Origin of the sequence: Bacillus sp. YBWC18, assembly GCF_002998775.1 — a bacterium.
GTDB lineage: Bacteria > Bacillota > Bacilli > Bacillales > Bacillaceae > Bacillus.
Genome location: NZ_PVRI01000001.1, coordinates 985,572 through 1,009,002, shown reverse-complemented (window position 1 = coordinate 1,009,002; position 23,431 = coordinate 985,572). Strand labels below are relative to the sequence as shown.

Annotated in this window: 20 protein-coding genes and 1 other RNA gene; 16 read left to right on the top strand and 5 right to left on the bottom strand. The window is 41.2% G+C overall.

Annotated features, from left to right (window positions below):
* The first annotated feature begins 14 nt into the window (after positions 1 to 14).
* From C6348_RS05170 to odhB, 6 genes are all read left to right on the top strand, one after another.
* On the top strand, positions 15 to 1,322 hold the full coding sequence (locus C6348_RS05170) for a C40 family peptidase (protein WP_142394258.1): 1,308 nt from the start codon (positions 15 to 17) through the stop codon (positions 1,320 to 1,322).
* 76 nt (positions 1,323 to 1,398) lie between these two features.
* Positions 1,399 to 1,977, top strand: coding sequence for a superoxide dismutase family protein (locus C6348_RS05165; RefSeq protein ID WP_106042187.1), 579 nt, complete (start codon positions 1,399 to 1,401; stop codon positions 1,975 to 1,977).
* 89 nt (positions 1,978 to 2,066) lie between these two features.
* Complete coding sequence (locus C6348_RS05160) at positions 2,067 to 2,945, top strand: AAA family ATPase (RefSeq protein ID WP_106039176.1); 879 nt, start codon at positions 2,067 to 2,069, stop codon at positions 2,943 to 2,945.
* 11 nt (positions 2,946 to 2,956) lie between these two features.
* Positions 2,957 to 4,873: a vWA domain-containing protein gene (locus C6348_RS05155; RefSeq protein WP_106042185.1), complete on the top strand. Its 1,917-nt coding sequence runs from the start codon at positions 2,957 to 2,959 to the stop codon at positions 4,871 to 4,873.
* A gap of 224 nt (positions 4,874 to 5,097) precedes the next feature.
* Positions 5,098 to 7,932 (top strand): 2-oxoglutarate dehydrogenase E1 component, encoded by a 2,835-nt coding sequence (gene sucA / locus C6348_RS05150; RefSeq protein WP_106042183.1) that lies wholly within the window; start codon positions 5,098 to 5,100, stop codon positions 7,930 to 7,932.
* A gap of 14 nt (positions 7,933 to 7,946) precedes the next feature.
* Positions 7,947 to 9,203: a 2-oxoglutarate dehydrogenase complex dihydrolipoyllysine-residue succinyltransferase gene (gene odhB, locus C6348_RS05145; protein WP_034660924.1), complete on the top strand. Its 1,257-nt coding sequence runs from the start codon at positions 7,947 to 7,949 to the stop codon at positions 9,201 to 9,203.
* Positions 9,204 to 9,229: 26 nt separating this feature from the next.
* Here the strand turns inward: odhB and C6348_RS05140 are convergent, their stop codons facing one another.
* From C6348_RS05140 to C6348_RS05125, 4 genes are all read right to left on the bottom strand, one after another.
* Entirely contained in the window at positions 9,230 to 10,189 is a 960-nt protein-coding gene (locus tag C6348_RS05140; protein ID WP_106042181.1) for a bile acid:sodium symporter family protein, read from the bottom strand.
* A 158-nt stretch (positions 10,190 to 10,347) separates the two neighbouring features.
* Entirely contained in the window at positions 10,348 to 11,169 is an 822-nt protein-coding gene (locus tag C6348_RS05135; RefSeq protein WP_106042179.1) for a superoxide dismutase, read from the bottom strand.
* The gene (locus C6348_RS05130; protein ID WP_106042177.1) at positions 11,162 to 13,036 is read right to left on the bottom strand and encodes a terpene cyclase/mutase family protein; all 1,875 of its coding nucleotides are present in this window, start codon (positions 13,034 to 13,036) and stop codon (positions 11,162 to 11,164) included. The genes C6348_RS05135 and C6348_RS05130 overlap by 8 nt, the downstream gene beginning before the upstream one ends.
* 102 nt (positions 13,037 to 13,138) lie before the next feature.
* Positions 13,139 to 14,623, bottom strand: coding sequence for an aldehyde dehydrogenase family protein (locus tag C6348_RS05125; RefSeq protein WP_106042175.1), 1,485 nt, complete (start codon positions 14,621 to 14,623; stop codon positions 13,139 to 13,141).
* 213 nt (positions 14,624 to 14,836) lie between these two features.
* On the opposite strand from C6348_RS05125, the gene C6348_RS05120 reads away from it, so the two are divergent.
* The 8 genes from C6348_RS05120 (at position 14,837) to C6348_RS05085 (ending at position 20,716) form a co-directional block, all read left to right on the top strand.
* On the top strand, positions 14,837 to 15,049 hold the full coding sequence (locus C6348_RS05120) for a DUF6501 family protein (protein ID WP_012010250.1): 213 nt from the start codon (positions 14,837 to 14,839) through the stop codon (positions 15,047 to 15,049).
* A gap of 49 nt (positions 15,050 to 15,098) precedes the next feature.
* Positions 15,099 to 15,236, top strand: a complete 138-nt coding sequence (locus tag C6348_RS05115; RefSeq protein ID WP_223251515.1) for a DUF4025 domain-containing protein — start codon at positions 15,099 to 15,101, stop codon at positions 15,234 to 15,236.
* Between the two features lie 447 nt (positions 15,237 to 15,683).
* A complete protein-coding gene (locus C6348_RS05110) occupies positions 15,684 to 16,022 on the top strand; it encodes a PH domain-containing protein (protein WP_024422682.1) in 339 nt (112 codons plus the stop codon).
* 172 nt (positions 16,023 to 16,194) lie between these two features.
* Positions 16,195 to 16,842: an SDR family oxidoreductase gene (locus C6348_RS05105; protein ID WP_034660919.1), complete on the top strand. Its 648-nt coding sequence runs from the start codon at positions 16,195 to 16,197 to the stop codon at positions 16,840 to 16,842.
* A 91-nt stretch (positions 16,843 to 16,933) separates the two neighbouring features.
* Positions 16,934 to 17,434 (top strand): TraR/DksA family transcriptional regulator, encoded by a 501-nt coding sequence (locus tag C6348_RS05100; protein ID WP_034660918.1) that lies wholly within the window; start codon positions 16,934 to 16,936, stop codon positions 17,432 to 17,434.
* A gap of 132 nt (positions 17,435 to 17,566) precedes the next feature.
* Positions 17,567 to 17,752, top strand: a non-coding RNA gene (gene ssrS, locus C6348_RS05095) — 6S RNA.
* 133 nt (positions 17,753 to 17,885) lie between these two features.
* Positions 17,886 to 19,667, top strand: coding sequence for a DNA helicase RecQ (gene recQ / locus C6348_RS05090; RefSeq protein ID WP_106031093.1), 1,782 nt, complete (start codon positions 17,886 to 17,888; stop codon positions 19,665 to 19,667).
* A gap of 257 nt (positions 19,668 to 19,924) precedes the next feature.
* Positions 19,925 to 20,716, top strand: coding sequence for a LysM peptidoglycan-binding and 3D domain-containing protein (locus C6348_RS05085; protein WP_106042171.1), 792 nt, complete (start codon positions 19,925 to 19,927; stop codon positions 20,714 to 20,716).
* A gap of 152 nt (positions 20,717 to 20,868) precedes the next feature.
* Here C6348_RS05085 and C6348_RS05080 read toward each other — a convergent pair whose 3' ends face one another.
* Entirely contained in the window at positions 20,869 to 21,381 is a 513-nt protein-coding gene (locus C6348_RS05080) for a GNAT family protein (protein ID WP_060596695.1), read from the bottom strand.
* Positions 21,382 to 21,579: 198 nt separating this feature from the next.
* On the opposite strand from C6348_RS05080, the gene C6348_RS05075 reads away from it, so the two are divergent.
* On the top strand, positions 21,580 to 22,119 hold the full coding sequence (locus C6348_RS05075) for a DUF420 domain-containing protein (RefSeq protein WP_003215636.1): 540 nt from the start codon (positions 21,580 to 21,582) through the stop codon (positions 22,117 to 22,119).
* Between the two features lie 168 nt (positions 22,120 to 22,287).
* A complete protein-coding gene (gene mmgD, locus C6348_RS05070) occupies positions 22,288 to 23,430 on the top strand; it encodes a citrate synthase (RefSeq protein ID WP_106042169.1) in 1,143 nt (380 codons plus the stop codon).
* Position 23,431: the final 1 nt, after the last annotated feature.

Sequence of the window (23,431 nt, the reverse complement as noted above, 5' to 3'; positions counted from 1 at the left end):
GCGGAGATTCATCTATGAAGAAAAAAGTAGTAACCGGCCTCACAGTTTCAGCGATCGCTGGCTCAGCTGTGTTTGCTGCACCGGCAGAAGCACAGACGATCAAAGTGAAAAGCGGTGACTCACTTTGGAAGATTGCCGAACAGTACAATACAAGTATTTCGGAACTTCAATCTCTTAATCAACTAAAAACGACGATGATTTTTGCAGGACAAAGCTTGAAAATTCCTGGCGCAAAAAGCAAAAAATCCAGCTCGTCAACTGGATCAAAAGCAACGAAATCAAATGCTTCAACAACATCAAGCTACACTGTAAAGCTTGGAGATTCTTTATGGCTCATTGCAAAAAATCATAAAATGTCAGTCGCAGGCTTAAAAAGTCTAAACAGCTTAAACAGTGACTTAATTCGTCCTGGACAAAAACTAAAGGTATCTGGAAGTACGAAGACAAGCGGGGGCCAGTCATCAAACTCCTCTTCAAATTCCAGCTCAAACAATAAGACAACGAACTCAAATAGTTCATCCTCATCAAGTACATACAAGGTTAAATTAGGGGATTCTCTCTGGAAAATTGCGAATTCGCTCAATATGTCGATTGGTGAAATCAAAACATTGAATGGGATAAAATCTGATATGATTTATCCGAATCAAGTATTGAAAGTAAAAGGGACGGCTGCATCAAAACCAAGTCAGCCGAAAGCACCTGCTAAACCAAGCAACCCGCCTTCAAGCGGGAAAGCGACATCTTATACTGTAAAATCAGGCGATTCCTTATGGAAAATTGCGAATCAATTTAAAGTGCAGGTTCAATCCATCCGCACAGCAAACAGCTTAAAAAGCGATGTGCTTAGAATTGGACAAGTTCTAAAAATTAATGGTGCAGCTTCAGGCTCAACTGGGTCGAATGGTTCTACGTCTAACGGTTCGACAACTCCGGTCAATAATAACAAAAATGATGTGCCGATGAATGCAAAAATCACGACGATGATCCAAGAAGGGAAAAAGCTGACAGGCATTCCTTACAGATGGGGCGGCAATACACCATCTGGTTTTGACTGCAGCGGCTTTGTTTATTACCTCATTAATAAAGTTTCGTCTGTATCCAGATTAAGCACAGCAGGCTACTGGAGTATGATGAAACCTGTGAGCACACCTCAGGTTGGCGATTTTGTTTATTTCACAACATACAAAGCGGGTCCATCTCATATGGGACTATACCTTGGCGGAGGAGATTTCCTTCATGCAAGTGACAGCGGAGTAGGGATATCGAACTTAAGCAACCCATATTGGAAAAAAGCCTATTTAGGTGCAAAACGTTTCTTCTAAAAAAAGCCGATTTTCGGCTTTTTTTGTTTGCCTATTGATCAGGTTGTCCATACTGATAACAAAAGGGGGCAGTCATATGAAAAAGTCAGTGTGGATGATCATGATGTGTCTGGTCTTTGTCGCAACAGCATGTCATGCACCGCCGAAAAAAGAAACGACAGAAGAAATCAGCGAGGTTGCAGCACCTAAACAAGCACCAGTTACCACGACACTCATCAATGAAAACGGGCAAAAAATAGGCAGCATCGAAGTAAGAGATTCCTCAGAAAATGGGCTGGATTTACATGTGAAAGCGAAAGATCTGCCGCCTGGTCCTCATGGCTTCCATATTCACGAAACAGGAATATGTGAAGCGCCAGATTTTGAAACGGCAGGGGCTCACTTTAATCCGACACACCGGGAGCATGGATTTGATAACCCAAAAGGCCACCACGCTGGAGATATGCCTAATTTAGAAGTTGGGGCAGATGGACAAATTGATGTTGTCGTGAATGTACCAGATGTGACGTTAAAGGGAGGTCCAAACCAATTAATCGATCAATATGGACGGAGCTTTATCATTCATGCAGAAGCAGATGATTACTTAAGCAACCCTTCTGGAAACTCAGGGGAACGCATCGCTTGCGGAGCGATTACAAAAGAAATGGTAAAATAACAGATGTCTAGCCTTTATGTATTGAGTGCATAAAGGTTTTTTTAGTATACTTGGTGAGGAAAATGATCGAAGAGAGGAATTAATCATATATGTTTAACGAACAATCACTCCCAGAAGAAATTCAAGCAATGATTGAAGCAAAAGCAAAAGGACTAGAAGAAGAATTCCGTCCGCTTATTGGAACAGGCGGCTATGAATCACAGGATACGTCTATCATACAAGATGCGATGATTGCACTAGCACTCGGCAAAAACGTTCTTTTAAAAGGGCCGACTGGCTCAGGTAAAACAAAACTAGCAGAAACTTTATCTGCTTTCTTTCAGCAGCCGATGCATAGTGTGAACTGCTCGGTTGATCTTGATGCAGAAAGTTTGATTGGCTATAAAACCATTCACAATGATGGTCAAGTTGCTTCTATTGAATTTATTGAAGGACCCGTAACGAAAGCGATGAAAAAAGGCCATCTCTTATATATTGATGAAATCAACATGGCGAAGCCGGAAACACTGCCTATTTTAAACGGTGTACTCGACTACAGAAAAATGATGACAAACCCATTTACAGGCGAGGTCGTTCGAGCAGATGAAGGCTTTGGCGTGATTGCGGCAATCAATGAAGGCTATGTCGGCACAGTGCCTCTAAATGAAGCGTTAAAAAACCGTTTTGTTGTGATTGACGTTCCATATATTGGCGGCGGTATCCTAAAGGATGTACTGCAATCTCAATCTGTATTAAAGGATGAACGGTTAATCGATCAATTCGTGCAGCTCTCATCAGACCTCATTACACAGGCGCACAACGGGCAGGTAAGTGAAGAAGCGGCATCTATTCGCGCACTCCTAGACACATGTGATCTTGCGCAATTTATCCCGCCGCTTCGTGCAGTTGAACGAGGGATTGTTGAAAAGCTAGAAGATGACCGAGAAAAAGCAGCGGTAAGAAATATTGCCCAAACATTATTCGAGTGAGGTTCTGACTTTTGAAATTCATCAAATTTAATGACAGCAGAATCGATTCATTTTTATTTATGGAATTAACGGATTTAGCTAAAACGTTAGCAAAAAGTGATGATGTCGAGCTTGAATACGGAGTGCATTCTTACTATGAGCCTTTTGAAAAGAAAATTTTCATCAGCCATTTTTGGGATGACCGTAAGCAAGAAGACATGACAGCCGGGCTAAAAAGTGATGTGTTCCTCCGAGCAGTAGGAACCGTTTATAGTGATCTGACTGTCTTTCAGGAAATTATTCGCTATGCCCATACAATTTCCATTCCTGATCTATGTAAACAATTGTTTATGCTGTTTGAAGATATCCGGATTGAAGAGCGAATTAAACGCGATCGCCCAGGAACAAAAAAGGTATTTAAACGAAGAAGAGAGCTGTACCGGCGACACTTTAAGACGCAATTAACAATTAACCAAGAGCGAAGCGTTTTAACGGATGCACTCTATTGTGCAATGTATGTGAAGCTGACAGCTGATTCGCCGCTGGAAGAGATTCCGCCTCTTCACGAGCGGATCAACCCAATGATTCCGTTTATTGAATCAAGTCTTGAGCGTGTATATGAGGCGGGTTCAACAGCAGATATCGCAGTCATTGTCAAAGAATTAATGGAAGGCTTTGATGAGCTTCTTGATAAGGATATGCTGAATACGTACTTTTTCTTCCCAGAATTGGACTATGAAAAAGCGGCAAAAGAACCGCTGTTTCATGACTTGAAAAGAAAACCTAAATTAAGTGAGGACATCAAAGTCGACCGGGAAAAAGAGGGCGATGAAGATATCCACCAGGAGTATATGGAAGTGTGGCATCGAGAAACAGAAGCGCCGTCAAAAAGCTTCCTTCAATTTGATTTAGAGCACGGCGGTAAAAGTGATCTCGGGAAGGATGCAGCAAGAGAAGGCGATGACGGAGATCAAGCACTCGGCACTGTCCAAGGCTCTGCCAAGCAAACATACCGAAAAGATTATTCAAAGCTTGAGGCGCTGGAAGAGGCTGAAGGAGAAGAAAGCGGGGCGGATGCTCATGAGAATGGAAAAGAGAACAAATATGCGTTTCCAGTCATGATTTCACCTGATCCTCCCGCGCCAGAACAAATCGATGTATACAAGCAGCACGCTAAGGAGATTGAGCCTTATCAGAAACGCTTAAAACAGATGATTCAAAAAACGCTCGAACACAAAAAATCATGGCCAAAAACGGACCTTCATGCAGGACGCCTCAGTAAAAAGCTGATTCGGTATTTTACAGAGTCTAACCCGCGTCTTTTCTATAAAAAACAGGCACCTTCTTCGGAGATTGATGCTGTTTTCACTTTATTAGTAGACTGTTCTGCCAGCATGTTTGACAAGATGGACGAGACGAAAAAAGGAATTGTTCTATTTCATGAAGCGTTAAAATCCGTTCAAGTCCCACATCAAATTGTGGGGTTTTGGGAAGATACAAACGACGCAACCGAAACAAGTCAGCCGAACTATTTCAACACGGTCGTGTCGTTCAAAGATTCTTTATTTGATGCAGGTCCTTCCATTATGTCCCTTGAACCAGAAGAGGATAACCGGGATGGCTATGCGATTCGCCAAATGACAAAAATGATTTTAAAACGAAGAGAAGAGCAAAAGTTTCTCATTGTCTTTTCAGACGGAGAGCCAGCTGCCTTCAGCTACGAACAAAATGGGATCGTCGATACACATGAAGCAGTTCTTGAGGCGAGGAAAAAGGGTATTGAGGTGATCAATGTGTTTTTATCCAATTCGCCGATAGAAGAAGCACAGATAAAAACCATTCAAGATATGTATGGCAAGTTCAGCATTTTTGTACCAGATGTCGATACATTGCCGGATGTCTTATATCCATTACTGAAGAAATTACTGCATAAAAGCATTGGGGCATAAGGTTTTGCCCCTTTCTTCAAAATATTTTTCGGAATGATTTAAATTTTTTGTTTTTCTGTGAATTTTTTATCTTTAATTGAACAAAGAATGTAGAAAGTAATCCGAAACAGTGGTAGAATATTATTGGAAGCGTTTTATTACATAAATTTGGTCATTGTGTTCTGGAAGTTATATCGAGATAGTGTTCAATCACTTGATGATCAAAGTTGGGGGTAGTGTTCAAAATGTTTCAAAATGATGTGAAACAACCGTTGAGTTGGGAAGAATTTCATGGTCCGAACCTCGGCTATGTGCTCGAGCTCTACGATCAGTATGTCCAGGATCCTACTAGTGTTGATGAAGATCTAAGAGGCATATTTGTTGAACTTGGTGCACCACCGAGTGAAATGAAGGAGGAAATTGGGAAAAAAGAAAATAGCGTAGTTACTTCTGAACAAATCCAAAAGATAGCATCAGTCGTTAAACTGGCAGAAGACATCAGAACGTATGGCCATTTAAATGCTTCCGTCAATCCTCTTCGCAAAGAAAAGGAATTACAAGAGCTGTTTCCTTTAAAGGAGTACGGTTTAACAGAAGAAGACGTCAAGAATATTCCAATATCTATTATTAGTCCTGACGCACCAAAACACATTTCAAACGGCATAGAAGCCATTAACCATTTGAGAAATACGTATAAGCGTACCATTTCATTTGAGTTTGATCACGTGCATGATTTCGAAGAACGAAACTGGCTCTCAAAATCGATTGAGTCTGGTGAACTATTTAAGAAAAAACCAGCGGATAAACTAGTTTCTGTTTTCAAGAGATTAACAGAAGTTGAGCAGTTCGAACAGTTTCTTCATAAAACATTTGTTGGGCAAAAGCGCTTCTCAATAGAAGGATTAGACGCACTTGTCCCAGTACTTGATGAAATTATTTCAGAGTCTGTTACACAAGGGACTTCAAATATTAACATTGGAATGGCACACAGAGGCCGTTTAAATGTATTAGCACATGTGTTAGGAAAACCATACGAGATTATTTTCTCAGAATTCCAGCATGCGCCAAATAAAGAGCTTGTTCCATCAGAAGGCTCTATCGGCATCAGCTACGGGTGGACAGGTGATGTAAAGTACCATCTTGGAGCAGATCGCCAAATTAAAGACGAAGATACAAAGAGTGCGAGAGTCACGCTTGCTAATAACCCAAGTCACTTGGAATTCATTGATCCAATTATTGAAGGAAGCACACGTGCCGCTCAGGAAACACGTACTCAAAAAGGTTATCCAGCTCTAGACGTTGAAAAGGCATTAGCCATCTTAATTCATGGTGATGCGGCATTTCCTGGAGAAGGAATTGTGGCAGAAACATTAAATTTAAGTCAACTTGTAGGCTATCAGGTGGGCGGAACAATCCATATCATTGCAAACAATATGATCGGATTTACAACAGAAAGCAATGAATCTCGCTCAACGAAATATGCAAGTGACCTTGCAAAAGGGTTTGAGATTCCAATTGTTCACGTCAATGCAGATGATCCAGAAGCATGTTTAGCGGCTGTTCAGCTAGCTGTAGAATACCGCAAACGCTTTAAGAAGGATTTCTTAATTGACTTGATCGGTTATCGCAGATTCGGTCATAACGAAATGGATGAGCCTTCTACGACTCAGCCGATGCTGTACGATGCAGTCAGAAAGCACAAAACGGTCAAGAATATCTTTGCAGATAAACTTGTTACAGAAGGTCTTCTAACGAAAGAGCAGCGTGAAGAAATCGAGCAGGCTGTAGCGGCGAAAATAGAAGAAGCCTATCAAAAGGTGCCTTCAAAGAAAGAGCATACGATTCAAGAAATTGAACTGCCAGAACCAGTATCAAATGGCTTCCCAGCAGTGGATACATCAGTAGAATTTGATGTATTACGAAAGCTGAATGAAGAATTGATCAGCTGGCCTGAGGATTTCCAAGTATTTGGTAAGCTCAAGCGGATCCTTGAAAAACGTGCAAAAGTGTTTACAGATGACCGTAAAGTAGAATGGTCGCTTGGGGAAGCACTTGCATTTGCATCTATATTAAAAGACGGTACGCCAATTCGAATGACCGGACAGGATTCAGAGCGCGGTACTTTTGCTCAAAGAAACCTTGTTCTTCACGACAGTCAAACTGGAGATGAATTTATTGCTCTTCATGAGCTGAGTGATGCAAACGCATCATTTACTGTTCATAATAGTCCACTGTCAGAGGGCTCAGTGATCGGATTTGAATATGGTTATAATGTCTATTCTCCTGAAACGTTAGTCATTTGGGAGGCTCAATTTGGAGACTTCGCAAATGCGGCTCAAGTGTATTTCGATCAATTTATTTCAGCTGGCCGCGCAAAATGGGGGCAAAAATCAGGTCTAGTGATGCTCTTGCCGCATGGATATGAAGGACAAGGACCTGAACATTCAAGTGGTAGAACAGAGCGTTTCCTGCAATCAGCTGCTGAGAATAACTGGACAGTGGCGAACCTGACGAGTGCAGCGCAATACTTCCATATCCTTAGAAGACAGGCGAAAATGCTGCTTCGTGAAGAGATTCGTCCGCTTGTCATCATGACACCGAAGAGTCTGCTTCGTAATCCGAACACATTGTCTGAAGTCCAGGAATTAACGGATGGACAGTTCCGTCCAGTTCTTGAACAGCCAGGCCTTGTGCATGATCACGAAAAAGTATCGCGCCTCGTGCTATCTAGCGGGAAGGTATCAATCGATATTAGTGATCGTTTTACTCAAATGGAAGAGACGAAAAATTGGCTTCACATTGCGAGAGTGGAACAACTATATCCATTCCCAGCCAAAGATATTAAAGCGATTTTATCGAAACTAACAAACTTAGAAGAAATCGTATGGGTGCAAGAAGAGCCACAAAATATGGGGGCTTGGGGATACATTGAGCCATATTTACGTGAGATTGCGCCTGAAAAAGTAAAAGTACGTTACATCGGCCGAAGAAGACGTTCAAGTACGGCTGAGGGTGACCCAACTGTGCATAAAAAAGAACAAGAACGAATTGTATCTGATAGCTTGACTCGCAAAAACTAAGGGGGAAATGAAAAATGGCGGAAATTAAAGTACCTGAATTAGCGGAATCGATCTCGGAAGGAACGATTGCTCAATGGCTAAAGCAGCCGGGCGATTATGTGGAGCAGGGAGAGTACCTGTTAGAACTTGAAACAGATAAAGTCAATGTCGAACTGACAGCCGAAGAATCTGGTGTACTGAAAGAAGTGCTGAAAGATTCTGGTGACACTGTACAAGTTGGAGAAGTCATCGGAACAATTGCAGCAGGTGAAGCTGGCGGAAGCGAGTCCGCAGCTCCAGCACCTGAGCAAGAGTCTGCACCAGCTTCGAAAGAAGAACCGGCAGCTGCCCAAAAAGAAGAAGCAGTGAAAGAAGAGCCGAAATCTGGTAATGGCAGAACCATCGCTTCTCCTGCAGCTAGAAAACTGGCGAGAGAGAAGGGACTAGACTTATCTGAGATTCCAACCGTAGATCCGCTGGGCAGGGTACGAAAGCAGGATGTCGCTTCTTATCAAAAGAATGAAGCACCTGCAAGTGCACCGAAAGCCGCGCCAAAAGCAAATGCTGCGGTGCAAAATGAGCAACCAGGAAAGCCAGTTGAACGTGAGAGAATGTCACGCCGCAGACAAACGATTGCAAAACGTTTAGTTGAGGTTCAGCAAACGGCTGCGATGCTGACGACATTTAATGAAGTGGATATGACGGCCGTGATGGACTTAAGAAAGCGCCGTAAAGATGCGTTCCTTGAACAAAATGATGTAAAGCTTGGCTTCATGTCCTTCTTCACAAAAGCAGTTGTAGCAGCACTGAAGAAATATCCGCTGCTTAACGCAGAAATTCAAGGTGATGAGCTTGTCTTGAAGAAATTCTATGACATCGGCATCGCTGTTGCTGCAAACGAAGGACTTGTCGTACCGGTTGTCCGTGATGCAGACAGATTGTCGTTTGCAGGGATTGAAAAGGAAATTGGTCATCTTGCGAAAAAAGCACGAGATAACAAATTGTCTCTGAATGAGTTACAAGGTGGATCATTCACGATCACAAACGGTGGAACATTCGGTTCACTGCTTTCAACACCAATTTTAAACAGTCCTCAAGTTGGAATTTTAGGGATGCATAAAATTCAGCTTCGTCCTGTGGCAATTGATGAAGAACGTTTTGAGAACCGTCCGATGATGTATTTAGCTCTTTCTTACGACCACCGGATTGTTGATGGTAAAGAAGCAGTTGGATTCCTTGTCACGATTAAAAACTTGCTTGAAGATCCGGAGCAGCTATTGCTTGAAGGATAATCTTCAATTTGAAAAGCTAGCACCCGTTAAGGTGCTAGCTTTTTTTCTTTTTCATTTTCAGGATTTCCTTTTTTTGACCAATATGTTGCAAGCCAGGAACCAGATAAATTATGCCACACACTAAAAATGGCACTTGGTACGGCTGCAAGTGGCGAGAAGTGTGCTGTCGCTAGAGCTGCACCGAGTCCAGAGTTTTGCATGCCAACTTCAATCGAGATGGCTCTTCGAGAAGGGATATCCATTTTGCACCATTTTGCAATAAGGTAACCAAATAAAAGACCAAGTCCATTATGTAATATAACAACGGCCAATATCAGCAGTCCAGATTGAAGAATCTGCTCTTTATTTGCACTGACAACCGCAGCAATGATCACCACAATTCCGGCAACAGATACAAGCGGCAGTGCTTGAACCGCATACGATACTTGTTTTTTAAAAAACAATTTCACAAGAATACCTAAAATAATAGGGATTAATACAACTTGTACAATGGATAAAAACAGAGCCTCTGGTGATACAGGTAACCAAGATCTTGCAAAAATTAAAATGAAAACAGGGGTTAAAAACGGCGCAAGCAATGTTGATATGGTGGTTACAGCTACAGATAAAGCTGTATTTCCTTTCGCCAAAAAGGTCATGACGTTCGATGCTGTACCGCCTGGGCAGCAGCCTACGAGAACAACTCCTACTGCGATTTCAGACGGAAGCCGCAGTCCGTAAGCTAACAAAAAGGCAAGAAGCGGCATGAGTGTGTACTGCGTCAGCACCCCGATCAGAACATAAAGCGGTTTTCGAAACAATTCTTTAAAATCTTCAGTGGACAAGGTAAGCCCCATTCCAAACATAATAATACCGAGTAAAAAAGGAATATACGGTCCAATCTTAGAGAATTCGGCAGGAAAGGCAAATCCAAGAAGTGCAAAGACAATGACCCAAATCGCAAAGGTCCTTCCTGCAAAGTGACTAATAGTTAAAAGAATCTTCATTTATTGTTTCAACTCTCTTTCCTTACATATCTTTTTTATTTTAAACGAATTTTCTGAAAAAACAACCCATTCTTTATAAAGGAGATCATAATAAAATTATGTAAACTAAATTGAATTAAAAACCCCCATATAAGCATTTGCCTATATGGAGTATCGTCTTAAAAAGGGGTCCATTTCACTTGCTGAGCTTGCTTTAGTCGTGCTTCTGGCTCACGCCAGTCAACGACATTCCACCAACGGTCTACATATTGTGCTTTTTCATTCAGATATTGCAGATAGTAGGCATGTTCCCAAACGTCAAGAGCTAGAAGAGGGATCACATCCCATTGTGATAGAAATTGATGGCGTTCGGCTTGTAAAATCTCTAATCGTTGAGATCTTGGTGCCCATACAAGAATGACCCAGCCAACACCTTCTACTTGTTTGGCTGCAGCTGAAAATTGGGATTTGAATGCATCATAGCTTTCAAACGAGTGTTCAATAAGACGAAGCATTTGACCAGTGGGCTTTCGTTTTCCTGAAGGACTCATAGAAAACCAAAAAATGCAATGTAAATAGTGTCCCGCACCATTGAAGGCAAGCTCCCGTTCCCAATGCTTGATCATTTTAAAATCATTGGTTCTTCTCGCTCTTTTTAAGGCAAGCTCAGCTTGGTTCAGACCATCAACATATGATTGATGATGCTTCTGGTGATGCAAATACATAATCTCTTTTGAAATAAACGGTTCTAGTGCATCATACCGGTAAGGGAGCGGAGGTAATTTATGGTCGCCAGCTGCTACATCTCGCATTGCTTCTAGTGGTTTCATATCCTCTGCAATACTTTCAGCCAATTCGTACCACTCTTCTTCACTGGAATATTCATCATTCATGATGAACGATAAATGTTCTGTTTTCTGACGGATGTTGTCATCTTGAACTGCACCTTGAATGGAGCTAAGCCAATCTTTAAGCTGCATGCGATATTCTTCCTTATTCATTTTTACGCCTCATTTCTTCTAAAAATGTGGAACAAGCCATCATTGGAAAGACAAATGGATAGCTATGATAGGTGATGTAAAATTGCTTTGGAAGACCAATGCCTACTGGATAGTGCAAGGCTTCACTCGAGTGCTGATGATGAATCAAAAATGAGATGGCTTTTAAAATTGTTGTGTGATCCGGCTTCTCATATTGTAAAAGTGCCTCAGCAGCCCAAGCCGTTTGAACCACTGTTCCAAATGGGAGCGGGACATATCTTTTTACCTCTGCACTTTTACACGATTCTCCGAAGCTGCCATCTTCCAATTGAATTGTTTTTAAAAATCGACACGCTTTTTGAACAGCAGGATGCGATGAGGGGATGCCAGCAGCCTTTAGTCCTGTTAATGCAGCCCAGGTTCCATAAATATAGCAAACACCCCATCTGCCAAACCATGATCCGTTGTTCTCTTGATGATCAAGAAGCCATTTTACGCAATGATCTTTTTGCCTTTGCATGAGTGGTGACATGTTGTTCTCTTCAAGACCGATGAGATGAAGCACACGACCTGTAATATCAGGAGTAGATGGGTCAATGGCCGCATCCTCAGCAGATTCGAGCGGAAGATGACGAAGCAAGAAGTGATCTTGATTTTTTTCAAAAGCAGAAAAGCCGCCATCACGGTTTTGCATGGAAAGAAGCCAATCAAACCCTCGTTTCCACTGAACCGGTGCGTAGGTGTGAGGAATGGCTTTTAACACAATTTGCGTATCATCACAATCAGGGTTATTTGTGTTCAAATCTGAAAAACCAAAGCCTCCCGGAGCCGCATGCCGGTTATGAATCGCCCAATCTGCTTTCTTCATTTGCTGCCGGTTCAATAAGTACGTAAAAGACTTTTCGATAACTGGATCTTCTTGTGTTCTGCCTGCTCGCTGAGAAGCATAACTGACAAGCGCTGTATCCCAAACTGTGGATGTAGAATTCTCAGCATATTTCCTGCCCCCACAGTCAGTGACTATCTTTTTCATCCCTTTAACTGCTTTTAAAATGAGATGATGTCCTGGAGAGTATCCAAGACTCATGAGTGCATAGACCATAAAAATACTGGCACTTAAATAGCTGTACAGCGTGCCGTCTTTTTCAAGGCGGTCAAACATATACCGCTTCGCTGCCTCATACCCGAAAAAGTCGAGGCGGCTGTCGAGTGCTGTATACGACCGCATGTACGCTAGAAAGTGGTGAGTGGAACGTTCTTCTCTTGCCATAAACCAGTCAAAAGGATTTTTAGACATGTTCGCATCAAGATGTGCTAAGCTTGGAAACTGTTCATGAGAGGTATATCGTTTGTTGAGTGCAATCATCATTGGGACAAAATGAATTCTTGCATATGCACTAAGATGATAGAAGTGCAGCGGAAAGTATGTAGGGATGAGTAAAAATGAAAGTGGCGCATAGAAGTATGGCCAAGGGTGCATGCCATTGACGGCAAGCATCCACTTTGTCATAAAATGAACGTCTTTTAATCCGCCTTTTGATCGAATAAAGTGTGCTGCTTTTTCCATATGCGGCTCATCTTGTTGAAACCTGCCTGAAACAAGCATTCCACAATAGCCTTGCACAGTCGCTGTTACATGTCCCGATTGATCATGATACAAAGAAAAAGACCCATCCTCATTTTGCTTTTCGCGAATCGCTTCTGCCAATTGATGAACAAGCGTCTGATCCGAATCGCCAACAGCCTTTAACAGCATAATCAAAAAAGCATTTGTCATCATTGGGCCTTCAAAGCAGAAGACAAAAGCGCCATCTTCTCGTTGTCTGCGCTGCATTTGCATGTGCAATTCATCAATAAATTCGTTTACTTTCGTTTTGAAATCTTGCATATTCGGCCATGCTCCTTTCCTTTATTACTATATTCAGGAGCCTGCCTGTCACATGCAATCACAAAAAAGCCGATGACATGGTCACCGGCTTTATAGGCGTCATTAGTCTTGGAGATTAATCCACACACTTTTGACCTCTGTATAGTTGTTAAGGGCGTATGATCCCATTTCTCTGCCAAGACCTGATTGCTTGTATCCTCCAAATGGGGATGCAGCATCAAAGACATTATAGCAGTTGACCCAAATCGTGCCTGCTTCAAGACGTGCAGCAATGTCATGGGCATGCTTTAAGTTTTCTGTCCAAAGTCCTGCGGCTAATCCATAATCAGACTGGTTGGCTCTTTCGACCACTTCATCAATGGAATCGTAAGGAATCGCAGATAAGACAGGACCGAAGATTTCTTCTTTTGCGATGGTCATGTCATCTTCTACATCTTTAAAAACAGTAGGGGAGACAAAATAGCCAGCCTCATAAGGGCAATCGCCACCGACAACGGCTGTTGCACCTTCTGATTTACCCTTTTCGATATAGCCTAACACGCGCTCGTGCTGTTCTTTACTTACAAGAGGTCCGATTTGCGTATCTTGATGAAGACCAGCGCCTTGCTTGAGGGATGTCGCATATTTAGCCATTTGATCGACAACCTCATCATATTGGCTCCGGTGAACAAAGACCCTAGAACCTGCACAGCACACCTGGCCTTGGTTAAACATGACCCCATTTAAAGCACCTGGAATGGCTTTCTTTAAATCGGCATCTGGCAATATAATATTTGGTGATTTTCCGCCAAGTTCTAATGTGACCCTCTTAATGGATTTGGCTGCTTTCTCCATAATGAGTTTCCCAACACTTGTTGACCCCGTGAAGGCAAGCTTGTTTACATCAGGGTGATCGGTTAATGCGTTCCCAGCTGTTTCACCAAATCCAGGAACGATGTTAATCACACCTTCTGGGAAGCCGGCTTTATCCACTAATTCAGCTAAATAAAGAGCAGAGAGGGGTGTTTGTTCTGCTGGTTTTAAAACGATGGTGCAGCCAGTTGCAAGTGCAGCACCCATTTTCCACATGGCCATGAGCAGCGGGAAGTTCCAAGGAATGATTTGTCCTACAACGCCAACAGGCTCATGACGGGTATAATTAAAGTACCCTTGACTGACAGGAATGGTTTGTCCGCTTATTTTGGTCGTCCAGCCCGCATAATAGCGCATATGCTCAATGGCGAGAGGGATATCTGCATTTGTTGTTTCATTAATTGGTTTTCCGTTATCTAATGTTTCAAGCTGTGCGAGTTCTTCTTGGTTTTCTTCCATTAGATCGGCAAGCTTGAACATGAAGCGGGCGCGTTCAGCGGCAGATATGGAGCGCCAAGGACCATGAAAAGCTTTTTTTGCAGCTTTTACTGCCTCATCAATGTCTTTTGCACCTGCTTCATATACATCAATAAGGGTTTCACCTGTGGCCGGGTTAGGAGTCGAAAAGGTTTTGTTATCGTGACTTGTGACAAACTGACCGTTAATGTAGAGTTTTTTCGTCCCTTGGAGAAAAGATTCGAGTTTTGAACTAATTTGAAGTGTTGTAGAGCTCATAAATAAACAAACCTCCTTAAAGATATGGATTGTTCTGCGAGTTCTAGGTGGAAAAGCGGACCTGAAGCAAATGAACCAGTATACGCACACATATGTAAACGTATACATTTATCATATTACACGACATGTTTGAAAGCAATCCATAACACTCATTGCATTTCACGAAAAATTGGCTACAATAAATGTATAGATGAAAAAAGGAGTTTTTAAATTATGATCCATCAAAACTGGCAAACGGCTCAAACGTTAAAGCAAGTAAAATGTATACATACGAATGCGAAAAAATATATGGTCGATCGAGCACTAACGGTTGGAAGCACATATGAAGTGAAAAATGAGACAGAAGAATTCCTGTTTGTCGTTGATAATACAGGTAAAGTAGGCGGGTATTATAAAGAGTATTTCGAAGACATTTCTGCTGAATGATTTTAGTGATCATCACTCATACTAAGAAAAACAGTAAAGGGTGATGATGATGAAAAAGAAGCAAACAGACGAGCAGAATAATCAAAATGCTTGGCATGATCACGAAGATGCTGATATGGCGATTACGCTTGAGCAGATTTCCGATGTATATGCCGAGGGAACCATTGATACACCAACAGACGAATAGTCCAGATTGTTGACAAAGTGCTAAAATGATCTTTATTTTAGCACTTTGTCTTCTTTTTCAGCGTGACATGAAAACCTTTGCGGTCTAGGAAGGACGAGTACCGGAGCGGAGCGAATTTGACATTCGTGAGCACCGGCGCGCAGGACTGACAAAGAATGCGAGGGTTTGTCTACACGCTGACAGTGATTTGAAAAAATCACTGTTTTTTTATTGGTAACATTCAGCAATTTTTCTCAAAAAGAACTGAAACTTTTTTCCTGCTTTAACTGTCTAAATAAGTAGAGGAAAGAGCATCGAATCAAAAAGAAAAAGTTAAATGAAATTTAATCTATTCGTAATGGAATAACGACCATTTATAGCGTATTCTATAAGTGAGAATAAAACGTACCCACAGAGCGTGCGTCCGTTTTTTCATAAAGGAATTTGATGGAGGAAGAGGGGGTTTACGTGGGTATTTTTTCTGTCAGTAAACAAAATGATAAGAAATTCGAATCCTTACTAATTGAAGGGGAAAGAATTGAGGCTGTTTACAGACTGCGTCACGACCAAATTTGTTTCACCAATAAACGACTGATCTTTGGCGATAACCGCGTATTTTCTAAGAAGAAAGTCAGGGTCTCCTTGCCGTATCGATCAATTGAAAGTTTTGCCATTCAAGAAGCTGGCGTGTTTGATCAGGACACAGGTATGCTGCTTGTCACAAGCTCAAAAGTATTTGAACTCGATTTTTCGAAAGAGACGGATTTGAGTGATGTGCAAGCCATTTTGACAAAACATCTTTGCTGATCAACCTTGCGATTACATAGATCATGCACTTTTCTCATTCTACTTATTTTAATAGATCGCACATTGCCTGAGCCCTTACCCATATTTTCTGGGAAGGGCTTTTTTTGTTTAGGTGTTTGAATGATAGCAAAAAAGGATAAAGATGAAACAGATACAGAAAGGAGAATGAACAATGAAAGTATTAGTTGCTGGAGCAAATGGACATACAGGCAGGCTCGTCATTCGTTATTTAAAAGAAAAAGGACATGAGCCGCTTGCTCTCATTCGAGATGAAAAACAAGCGGATGCGCTAAAGGAACTTGGTGCAGCGCCTGTCATCGGTGATCTTGAAAAGGATGTGACAGATGCTGTGAAACAAGCAGATGCTGTCATCTTTGCAGCTGGTTCAGGCTCAAAAACAGGTGCAGATAAGACGATTGCAGTGGATCAAGAAGGTGCAAAACGCCTTGTCGACACAGCGAAAAAAGAAAACATTCAGCATTTTGTTATGCTGAGTTCCTATAATGCCGATGATCCAAACCAGGGAAAAGGGCAAGGAAGTATGGAAATTTATTATGAGGCGAAAAGAAAAGCAGATGAACACTTAAAACAGTCTGGGCTTTCCTATACCATCGTCCGCCCAGGTGCCTTGCTGCATGAGGAAAAGACAGGAAAGATTGAAGCTGCGGAGCATATTCCAGATGATCAAAACATTGAGATTTCAAGAGAGGACGTAGCCGCTGTACTTGTGGAAAGCTTAACGGAATCCAATGTGAAAAATAAATCCTTTGACTTGATTAAAGGGGATAAACCAGTAGAAGAAGCACTTCGCACCATGTAAGAGAAGAAAGCTGCTGCCAAAAAGGCGGCGGCTTTTTTGATGTTTTCAATTCCCTTGCAGCGGGAAGGTAATGAGAAAGGAGTGATTGACCGTGGGCTTAACGAAAGAACAAAAAGCTGATTTATACGAAAGATTGAATCAATTAAAGGGAGATGTAAAAGGATCAAAAAAGAAAGAAGAATCTATGCTAAGTGAATCCAGCGAGATTTCAAATGGTGTTGGGAACCATATCGCTGATCATGGGAGCATCTATTTAGACCGCATGACAGAACAAACGCTGGATCAAGTTGATGGCGAGCTTGAAGACGAAATTGATGCAGCACTGAAACGAATGGAAGACGGAACATATGGGATATGTGAGAAAACAGGGAAAGACATTCCATATGAACGTTTAAAAGCAGTCCCCTATACACGTTATTCAATCGATGCGAAGAAAAACGAAGAAACGACTCAAGACCCAAACGAGTTTGACCGTAATTTCTCTGATCAAATGCGTGATTTAACAAATAGGGAAACAATGGATCAGATGCATTCAGATACGTATGAACGATTAGAGGAAGAGCAGGATGTTGACATAGACGAAGAAAAATAGGATAATAAGTTGAAGTTACATTTTTTCAGAATAATGTTTTCTTATGTGTGCAAGGACAAATATCTTGTATATATAAGTATTTCTTAGAAAAAAGATCTCTTGAAATTTAATAAACTTTCGTGTAATATAGTTTAAAGGCTGCGATGCGCGTAATGTTAATTAAGTTTTAACCTTTAAGCTGTAATAGGGAGTTTTATATTGAAGCCGGAATGTCATGCCTCCTTAGAGAGGAAGACAGGAACGTTTCTGCAAACACCCACTTTGAGGAGTGGTGGTTTAAAACTTTCTTACTTAGATTACGGCATCCGCAGCTTTTCCTAGGATGATTCAAGCCATTTTCCATTTCGGAAAATGGCTTTTTATTTTGTGAAAATGCGAAATTGGACAGATCGCCTGTAGAGGCAAGAATATATGTTAAAATGGACAAAACTAATGACGGAGAGGGAATTGGATGTTAGAACAAGCAGAAGCACTCCTGAAACAATACTATGGCTTTGATGTCTTTAGAAAAGGACAGAAACAAGCCATTGAAGCGATTGTAAATAAACAAAAGGATACTGTCTGCATTATGCCGACAGGCGGTGGGAAGTCAGTTTGCTATCAGATCCCTGCCCTCATGATGGAAGGTACAACGATCGTTGTATCTCCGCTTATTTCTTTAATGAAGGATCAGGTCGATGCGTTAAATGAGATGGGAATACGTTCTTCCTTTTTAAACAGCACACTTTCCGCAGCTGAAATGAATGAAAGGCTGAAAAAATGCGAAAATGGGGAATATGAGCTGCTTTATATCACACCTGAACGCTTACAAAATGAACGTTTTTTTCAGCTGCTGGATCGGTTAACGATCCCTTTAATCGCGATTGATGAAGCGCACTGTATATCTGAGTGGGGGCATGATTTTAGGCCAAGTTATCGCTTCATTCAAGAATGCTTGAACAAGCTGTCAAAAAGACCGGTGATTGTCGCATTAACAGCTACAGCGACGAAAAAGGTTCACCAAGATATATGTGAACAGCTTGGCATGAACGGAGAAGAAACCATCTTTACTGGGTTTGCTAGAGAAAATTTGTCCTTTCAAGTGATCAAAGGGGAAAATAGTGACCGTTTTATCACACAATATATGAAGAAAAACAGTCTTGAGTCTGGCATTATTTATACAGCAACTCGTAAAGAAGCGGATAACATTTATAATCGACTAAAAAAACAAAAGATCAAAGCTGGCGTTTATCATGGCGGATTGGATGACCATACGAGAGAAGAGCAGCAAAACCTGTTTTTAAATGATGACATCCAGGTTATGGTCGCTACATCAGCATTTGGCATGGGAATCAATAAGTCGAATGTACGTTTTGTGATCCATCATCAAATTCCAAGGGATATTGAAAGCTACTATCAAGAAGCTGGGCGTGCCGGCAGAGATGGGCTTGAAAGTGAATGTATTTTACTGTTTTCACCTCAAGGTGTAAGAGTGCAGCGTTTTCTCATTGAACAGTCAATAGAAGATGAGACGCGCTACCAACATGAGCTGCTTAAATTAAGGCAAATGGTGGATTACTGTCATACCGAGCAATGTCTGCAGCAATTTGTCATGGACTATTTTGATCAAACAGCTAGTTCGCCTTGCGGAAAATGCAGCAACTGCCTTGATGAGAGAGAGCGTGAAGAGGTCACAAGAGAAGCACAGATGGTGTTATCTTGTACAGTGAGGATGAATGAGCGATTCGGTAAAATGATGATAGCCCAAGTACTGGCAGGCTCTAAAAACAAAAAAGTGCTTGAGCTAGGTTTCGACCGTCTCCCTACATATGCTTTAATGAAACAACATTCGGCTCAGCAAATCAGTGACTTCATTGAATTTTTAATTACAGAAGAGTATTTGCACATGTCTGAAGGTGCTTACCCAACACTTAAGGTGACCCATAAAGGGAAGAAAGTGTTAGTTGGACAAGAGACAGTGTATAAAAAGCAGGCGATCAAAGCAGAGGCCATTCAAGAAAATGATGCATTATTTGAGCGATTGAGATCGCTGAGAATGAAGCTAGCCAGAGAGCAAGGTGTCCCGCCGTTTGTTGTTTTTTCTGATCAAACATTGAAGGAAATGTCAGCTGTAGAGCCTCAAACAGATGAAGAATTACTCCAAATTAAGGGGATTGGCGCTCAAAAAAGAGAGAAATACGGAGATGTTTTTTTAGAAGAAATTCGTTTATTTATAGAAAAAGAGAAAAAATAAAGTGTTTAAAGAAGAAAAATAAATTTTTTTTCGCTGCACTTGGACACGTTTTCATCAGGTCGTTTTCGATCCTTTTAAAACCTTGATATGGCGGGGAATCAAGCCGTTTTGTGGTCTGATTTACCAATGGAGAGAGATGTTTCATGTAAAGGAACTGTAATCTAAAACATATCGTTTTGTTATTGAAATGACATTTACATATGTTACGATAGCACTCGTTAGCCGCCATAAAAAGCTAACAAGGGAGGATTTACTTTATGAAGAAGACTATTATGTCCTTGGTTGCTGTTGCAGCAATCTCAACAACAGCATTTGGAGCGCAGCAAGCTTCTGCAAAGGAAATCACTGTGAAGAAAGGTGATACACTTTGGGGAATCTCTCAAAAAAATGATGTGTCTCTAAAAGACCTAAAGGGTTGGAACAATTTATCTACTGATATGATCTATGTAGGTGATAAATTGACAATCTCTTCAAAAGAGAAAACTCAGGAGCAGTATAAAGTCCAGAAGGGGGACAGCCTCTGGAAAATCGCTCAAAAATTCAATGTGTCAATTAGCGATATTAAGTCTTGGAATAACTTAAACTCAGATATAATTATGGTTGGTTCAACACTAAGTGTTGCTGGCCAAAGCTCGGCTCCGGTAAGCTCAGAACCTGTTCAAAAACAGGAACCTGTCCAAAAAGAGCAAACAACGAAAAAAGCTGCTCCTAAAAAGGAAACAGCTAAAGCAGAATCATCTTCTGCTAGTCAGAGTGTACAAAAAGAAATGACTGTTACGGCTACGGCTTATACAGCAAATGATGGTGGCATTTCAGGTATCACTGCAACAGGGGTAAACTTAAACAAAAACCCAAACGCAAAAGTCATTGCAGTAGATCCTAATGTCATTCCATTAGGAAGTAAGGTTTATGTTGAAGGCTACGGTGCAGCCATCGCAGCAGATACTGGCGGCGCAATTAAAGGTAACAAAATTGATGTGCATGTACCAAGCAAATCCCAAGCGCAAAATTGGGGCGTAAAATCAGTCAAAGTAAAAGTACTTAACTAGTAAACAATTGTTTTTTGGAAGAAAGCATCAGGTGGCGGCCTGATGCTTTTATTATACCCTTTTTTTGGTCAAAAATACACATATTTTTCTGAAAAGTTTGCATTTTCGACAAAAAGCAGCGCATATCTTATGATACACGCTGGTTTTTGTCGTTAGCTGTCCACCCAATAAATTTCTCCGCTTTGTTCTTTCCAATTGATTTGGACATCAAATTGATGTTTTTCATAAAAATGAATCAAGCGATCCACGTGATTCCAGTCCCTTTTGACGAGGTCGCCAGTAATCACTGGTATGTTCTGCTCTCTTGCGATTTCTTTTAAATGCTTCATACAGATGGAGCCGTACCCATTATCTGGCGGGCCTTTAATATCGGCAATATGAATCTTTCCTTCTTCAGGATATTCCGCAATTAAGGAAAAATCAGATTGTCCGCGAAAAGCTTTTTCACAATCGCTCAACATAATTTTACATGTATCTGCACTTTCAATGGCAGAGACGATCATCCACTCATCTTCTTTCGCTTGATCGATGCCAATGATTTTTGCTTTTTTCGAAATATCTTTCATATTTTCTTGCATTCGATACATTTGGAACTGCAATTGCTGTAATTCTTGCTCTAACGTCTTCACATCTTTGGCTGTTTCCTGTAAGATTGACAAGTCCATTACTCCTTTCATATCAGAAATGATAAAAATCACATAAATTCCAATTCTAAAGGAAGTGGATGGATCTTTCAAGTCGTTAGAACGCCTGCAACCCTTAAGTTTGTCTAAAATTCGACGAAGACAGCGAATTCATTGACTTTATAGAGAAAGTTAAATAACATACTCTTAGTCGGAACTAATAAAGAGAGGTTTTCAAACATGAACGAACAGAATCAAAAACCGAAAAATTTCACTGGTATTGTGATCATTTTAACAATTGCCATAAACGGATTAATCGCTTTATTATTTTTAATGCCAAAATCAGATAAATTTAGTCATCTGGATATTACATTTTTGCCGTTACTTAATGCCGTGATGAACAGCTTTACGTTTATCTTTTTACTTTCAGCACTCATCATGATTAAACAAAAGAACATTAAAGCGCATAGACGATTTATCTTTGCTGCATTTTCAACGACACTTGTCTTTTTAATTTCGTATGTGACATATCATTCAATGGCAGCTGATACCCATTTCGGAGGAGAAGGGATCATCCGTCCAATTTACTTCTTTATTTTAATCACACATATCGTCTTATCAGCTGTAATTGTACCGCTTGCCCTGATTACTCTTTTTAGAGGCGCACAGATGCAAGTCGAGCGTCACCGTAAAATTGCCCGCTGGACAATGCCGCTATGGCTTTATGTCAGTCTCACTGGCGTCATTGTGTATATGATGATTTCTCCATATTACAGCTAACGTATGCCCAACTGGACATACGTTCTTTTATTTACAAGAGGCAGTGCTTTGGATAAAATGGGAATTGGGTATCCGACTTGCACGGTATCTTCCCATCTATAGACTCACATCATTTCTGGCCGTTTGCTCGTTTGGAGAACAACAATTGAACGAAACGGGGGTTATATGATGACTGAACAACTGCATTATAAACCGGGGCTTGAAGACATTGTGGCAAGCGAAACGTCTATCTCATACTTAGATGTGCAGCAAGAAGAAATTGTAATTCGCGGGTATGACCTCATCGAGTTGGCACAAAAAAAGACCTATTTAGAAACAGCCTATCTGCTTATTTATGGAAGATTACCAGATACCATGGAATATCACCAATTTCAGCAAGACATTTCCTCACAAACCAACTTACATCCAACCATTCAAACCATTTTAACAAAGCTGCCAAAAACCACTCATCCGATGGATGCCATGAGAACGTGCATATCTGCTCTTAGTGGGTACGATGATGCATTACATGATCGATCAGAAGCGTGCCAGCAAAGGCGTGCTGTTCGATTACTCGGCCAGCTGCCGGCCATTGTTGCTGGAAGCTATCATATTCTCACAAAAGACGCCGCTATTACTCCAGATCAGACCAAATCCTACACTGAAACCTTTTTAGCCATGCTCACAGGACGTACTCCAACACAAGACGAAATCACCGCTTTTGACCAAACACTCACATTATATAGTGAACATGAACTGCCTAATTCAACGTTTGCCGCTAGAGTCATCGCATCCACACATTCTGACATGTATGGTGCTTTTACTGGAGCGATTTCTTCATTAAAAGGTGACTTGCACGGGGGAGCGAATGAAGCTGTCATGCACATGCTTCTCGAAGGAAAAACAACGGAAGGATTCCTTGCGCTGATTGAACGAAAATTAGCCGCAAAAGAAAAAATGATGGGCTTTGGCCATAGGGTATACATGAGAAAAATGGACCCAAGAGCCGCTCTTTTAAAACGATCATTGAAAACGCTTACGGAATCAAAGGGAGATACAACGCTTTATGACATGTGTGTAGCAGGAGAGGCATACATGAAAGAGAAGAAAAACCTCTATCCGAATCTTGATTATTACGCTGCACCTATTTATTACGTGCTCGGGATTCCGATTTCACTTTATACACCGATTTTCTTTGCTGCGAGAGCTAGCGGATTAGCTGCCCATGTCATTGAACAGCATTTGCATAATCGCATTTTTAGACCGAGAGTCCGGTATTTAGGGCCAAGAGGATTAAAAGTCTCAGATGATGATAGAAAAACGGGGGAATGAA

Bases quoted from the DNA above. Each gene is read 5' to 3' on its own strand.
- C6348_RS05170 (WP_142394258.1), top strand. From the start codon at position 15: ATGAAGAAAAAAGTAGTAACCGGCCTCACAGTTTCAGCGATCGCTGGC.
- C6348_RS05165 (WP_106042187.1), top strand. From the start codon at position 1,399: ATGAAAAAGTCAGTGTGGATGATCATGATGTGTCTGGTCTTTGTCGCA.
- C6348_RS05160 (WP_106039176.1), top strand. From the start codon at position 2,067: ATGTTTAACGAACAATCACTCCCAGAAGAAATTCAAGCAATGATTGAA.
- sucA (WP_106042183.1), top strand. From the start codon at position 5,098: ATGTTTCAAAATGATGTGAAACAACCGTTGAGTTGGGAAGAATTTCAT.
- odhB (WP_034660924.1), top strand. From the start codon at position 7,947: ATGGCGGAAATTAAAGTACCTGAATTAGCGGAATCGATCTCGGAAGGA.
- C6348_RS05140 (WP_106042181.1), bottom strand. From the start codon at position 10,189: ATGAAGATTCTTTTAACTATTAGTCACTTTGCAGGAAGGACCTTTGCG.
- C6348_RS05135 (WP_106042179.1), bottom strand. From the start codon at position 11,169: ATGAATAAGGAAGAATATCGCATGCAGCTTAAAGATTGGCTTAGCTCC.
- C6348_RS05130 (WP_106042177.1), bottom strand. From the start codon at position 13,036: ATGCAAGATTTCAAAACGAAAGTAAACGAATTTATTGATGAATTGCAC.
- C6348_RS05125 (WP_106042175.1), bottom strand. From the start codon at position 14,623: ATGAGCTCTACAACACTTCAAATTAGTTCAAAACTCGAATCTTTTCTC.
- C6348_RS05120 (WP_012010250.1), top strand. From the start codon at position 14,837: ATGATCCATCAAAACTGGCAAACGGCTCAAACGTTAAAGCAAGTAAAA.
- C6348_RS05115 (WP_223251515.1), top strand. From the start codon at position 15,099: ATGAAAAAGAAGCAAACAGACGAGCAGAATAATCAAAATGCTTGGCAT.
- C6348_RS05105 (WP_034660919.1), top strand. From the start codon at position 16,195: ATGAAAGTATTAGTTGCTGGAGCAAATGGACATACAGGCAGGCTCGTC.
- recQ (WP_106031093.1), top strand. From the start codon at position 17,886: ATGTTAGAACAAGCAGAAGCACTCCTGAAACAATACTATGGCTTTGAT.
- C6348_RS05085 (WP_106042171.1), top strand. From the start codon at position 19,925: ATGAAGAAGACTATTATGTCCTTGGTTGCTGTTGCAGCAATCTCAACA.
- C6348_RS05080 (WP_060596695.1), bottom strand. From the start codon at position 21,381: ATGGACTTGTCAATCTTACAGGAAACAGCCAAAGATGTGAAGACGTTA.
- C6348_RS05075 (WP_003215636.1), top strand. From the start codon at position 21,580: ATGAACGAACAGAATCAAAAACCGAAAAATTTCACTGGTATTGTGATC.
- mmgD (WP_106042169.1), top strand. From the start codon at position 22,288: ATGACTGAACAACTGCATTATAAACCGGGGCTTGAAGACATTGTGGCA.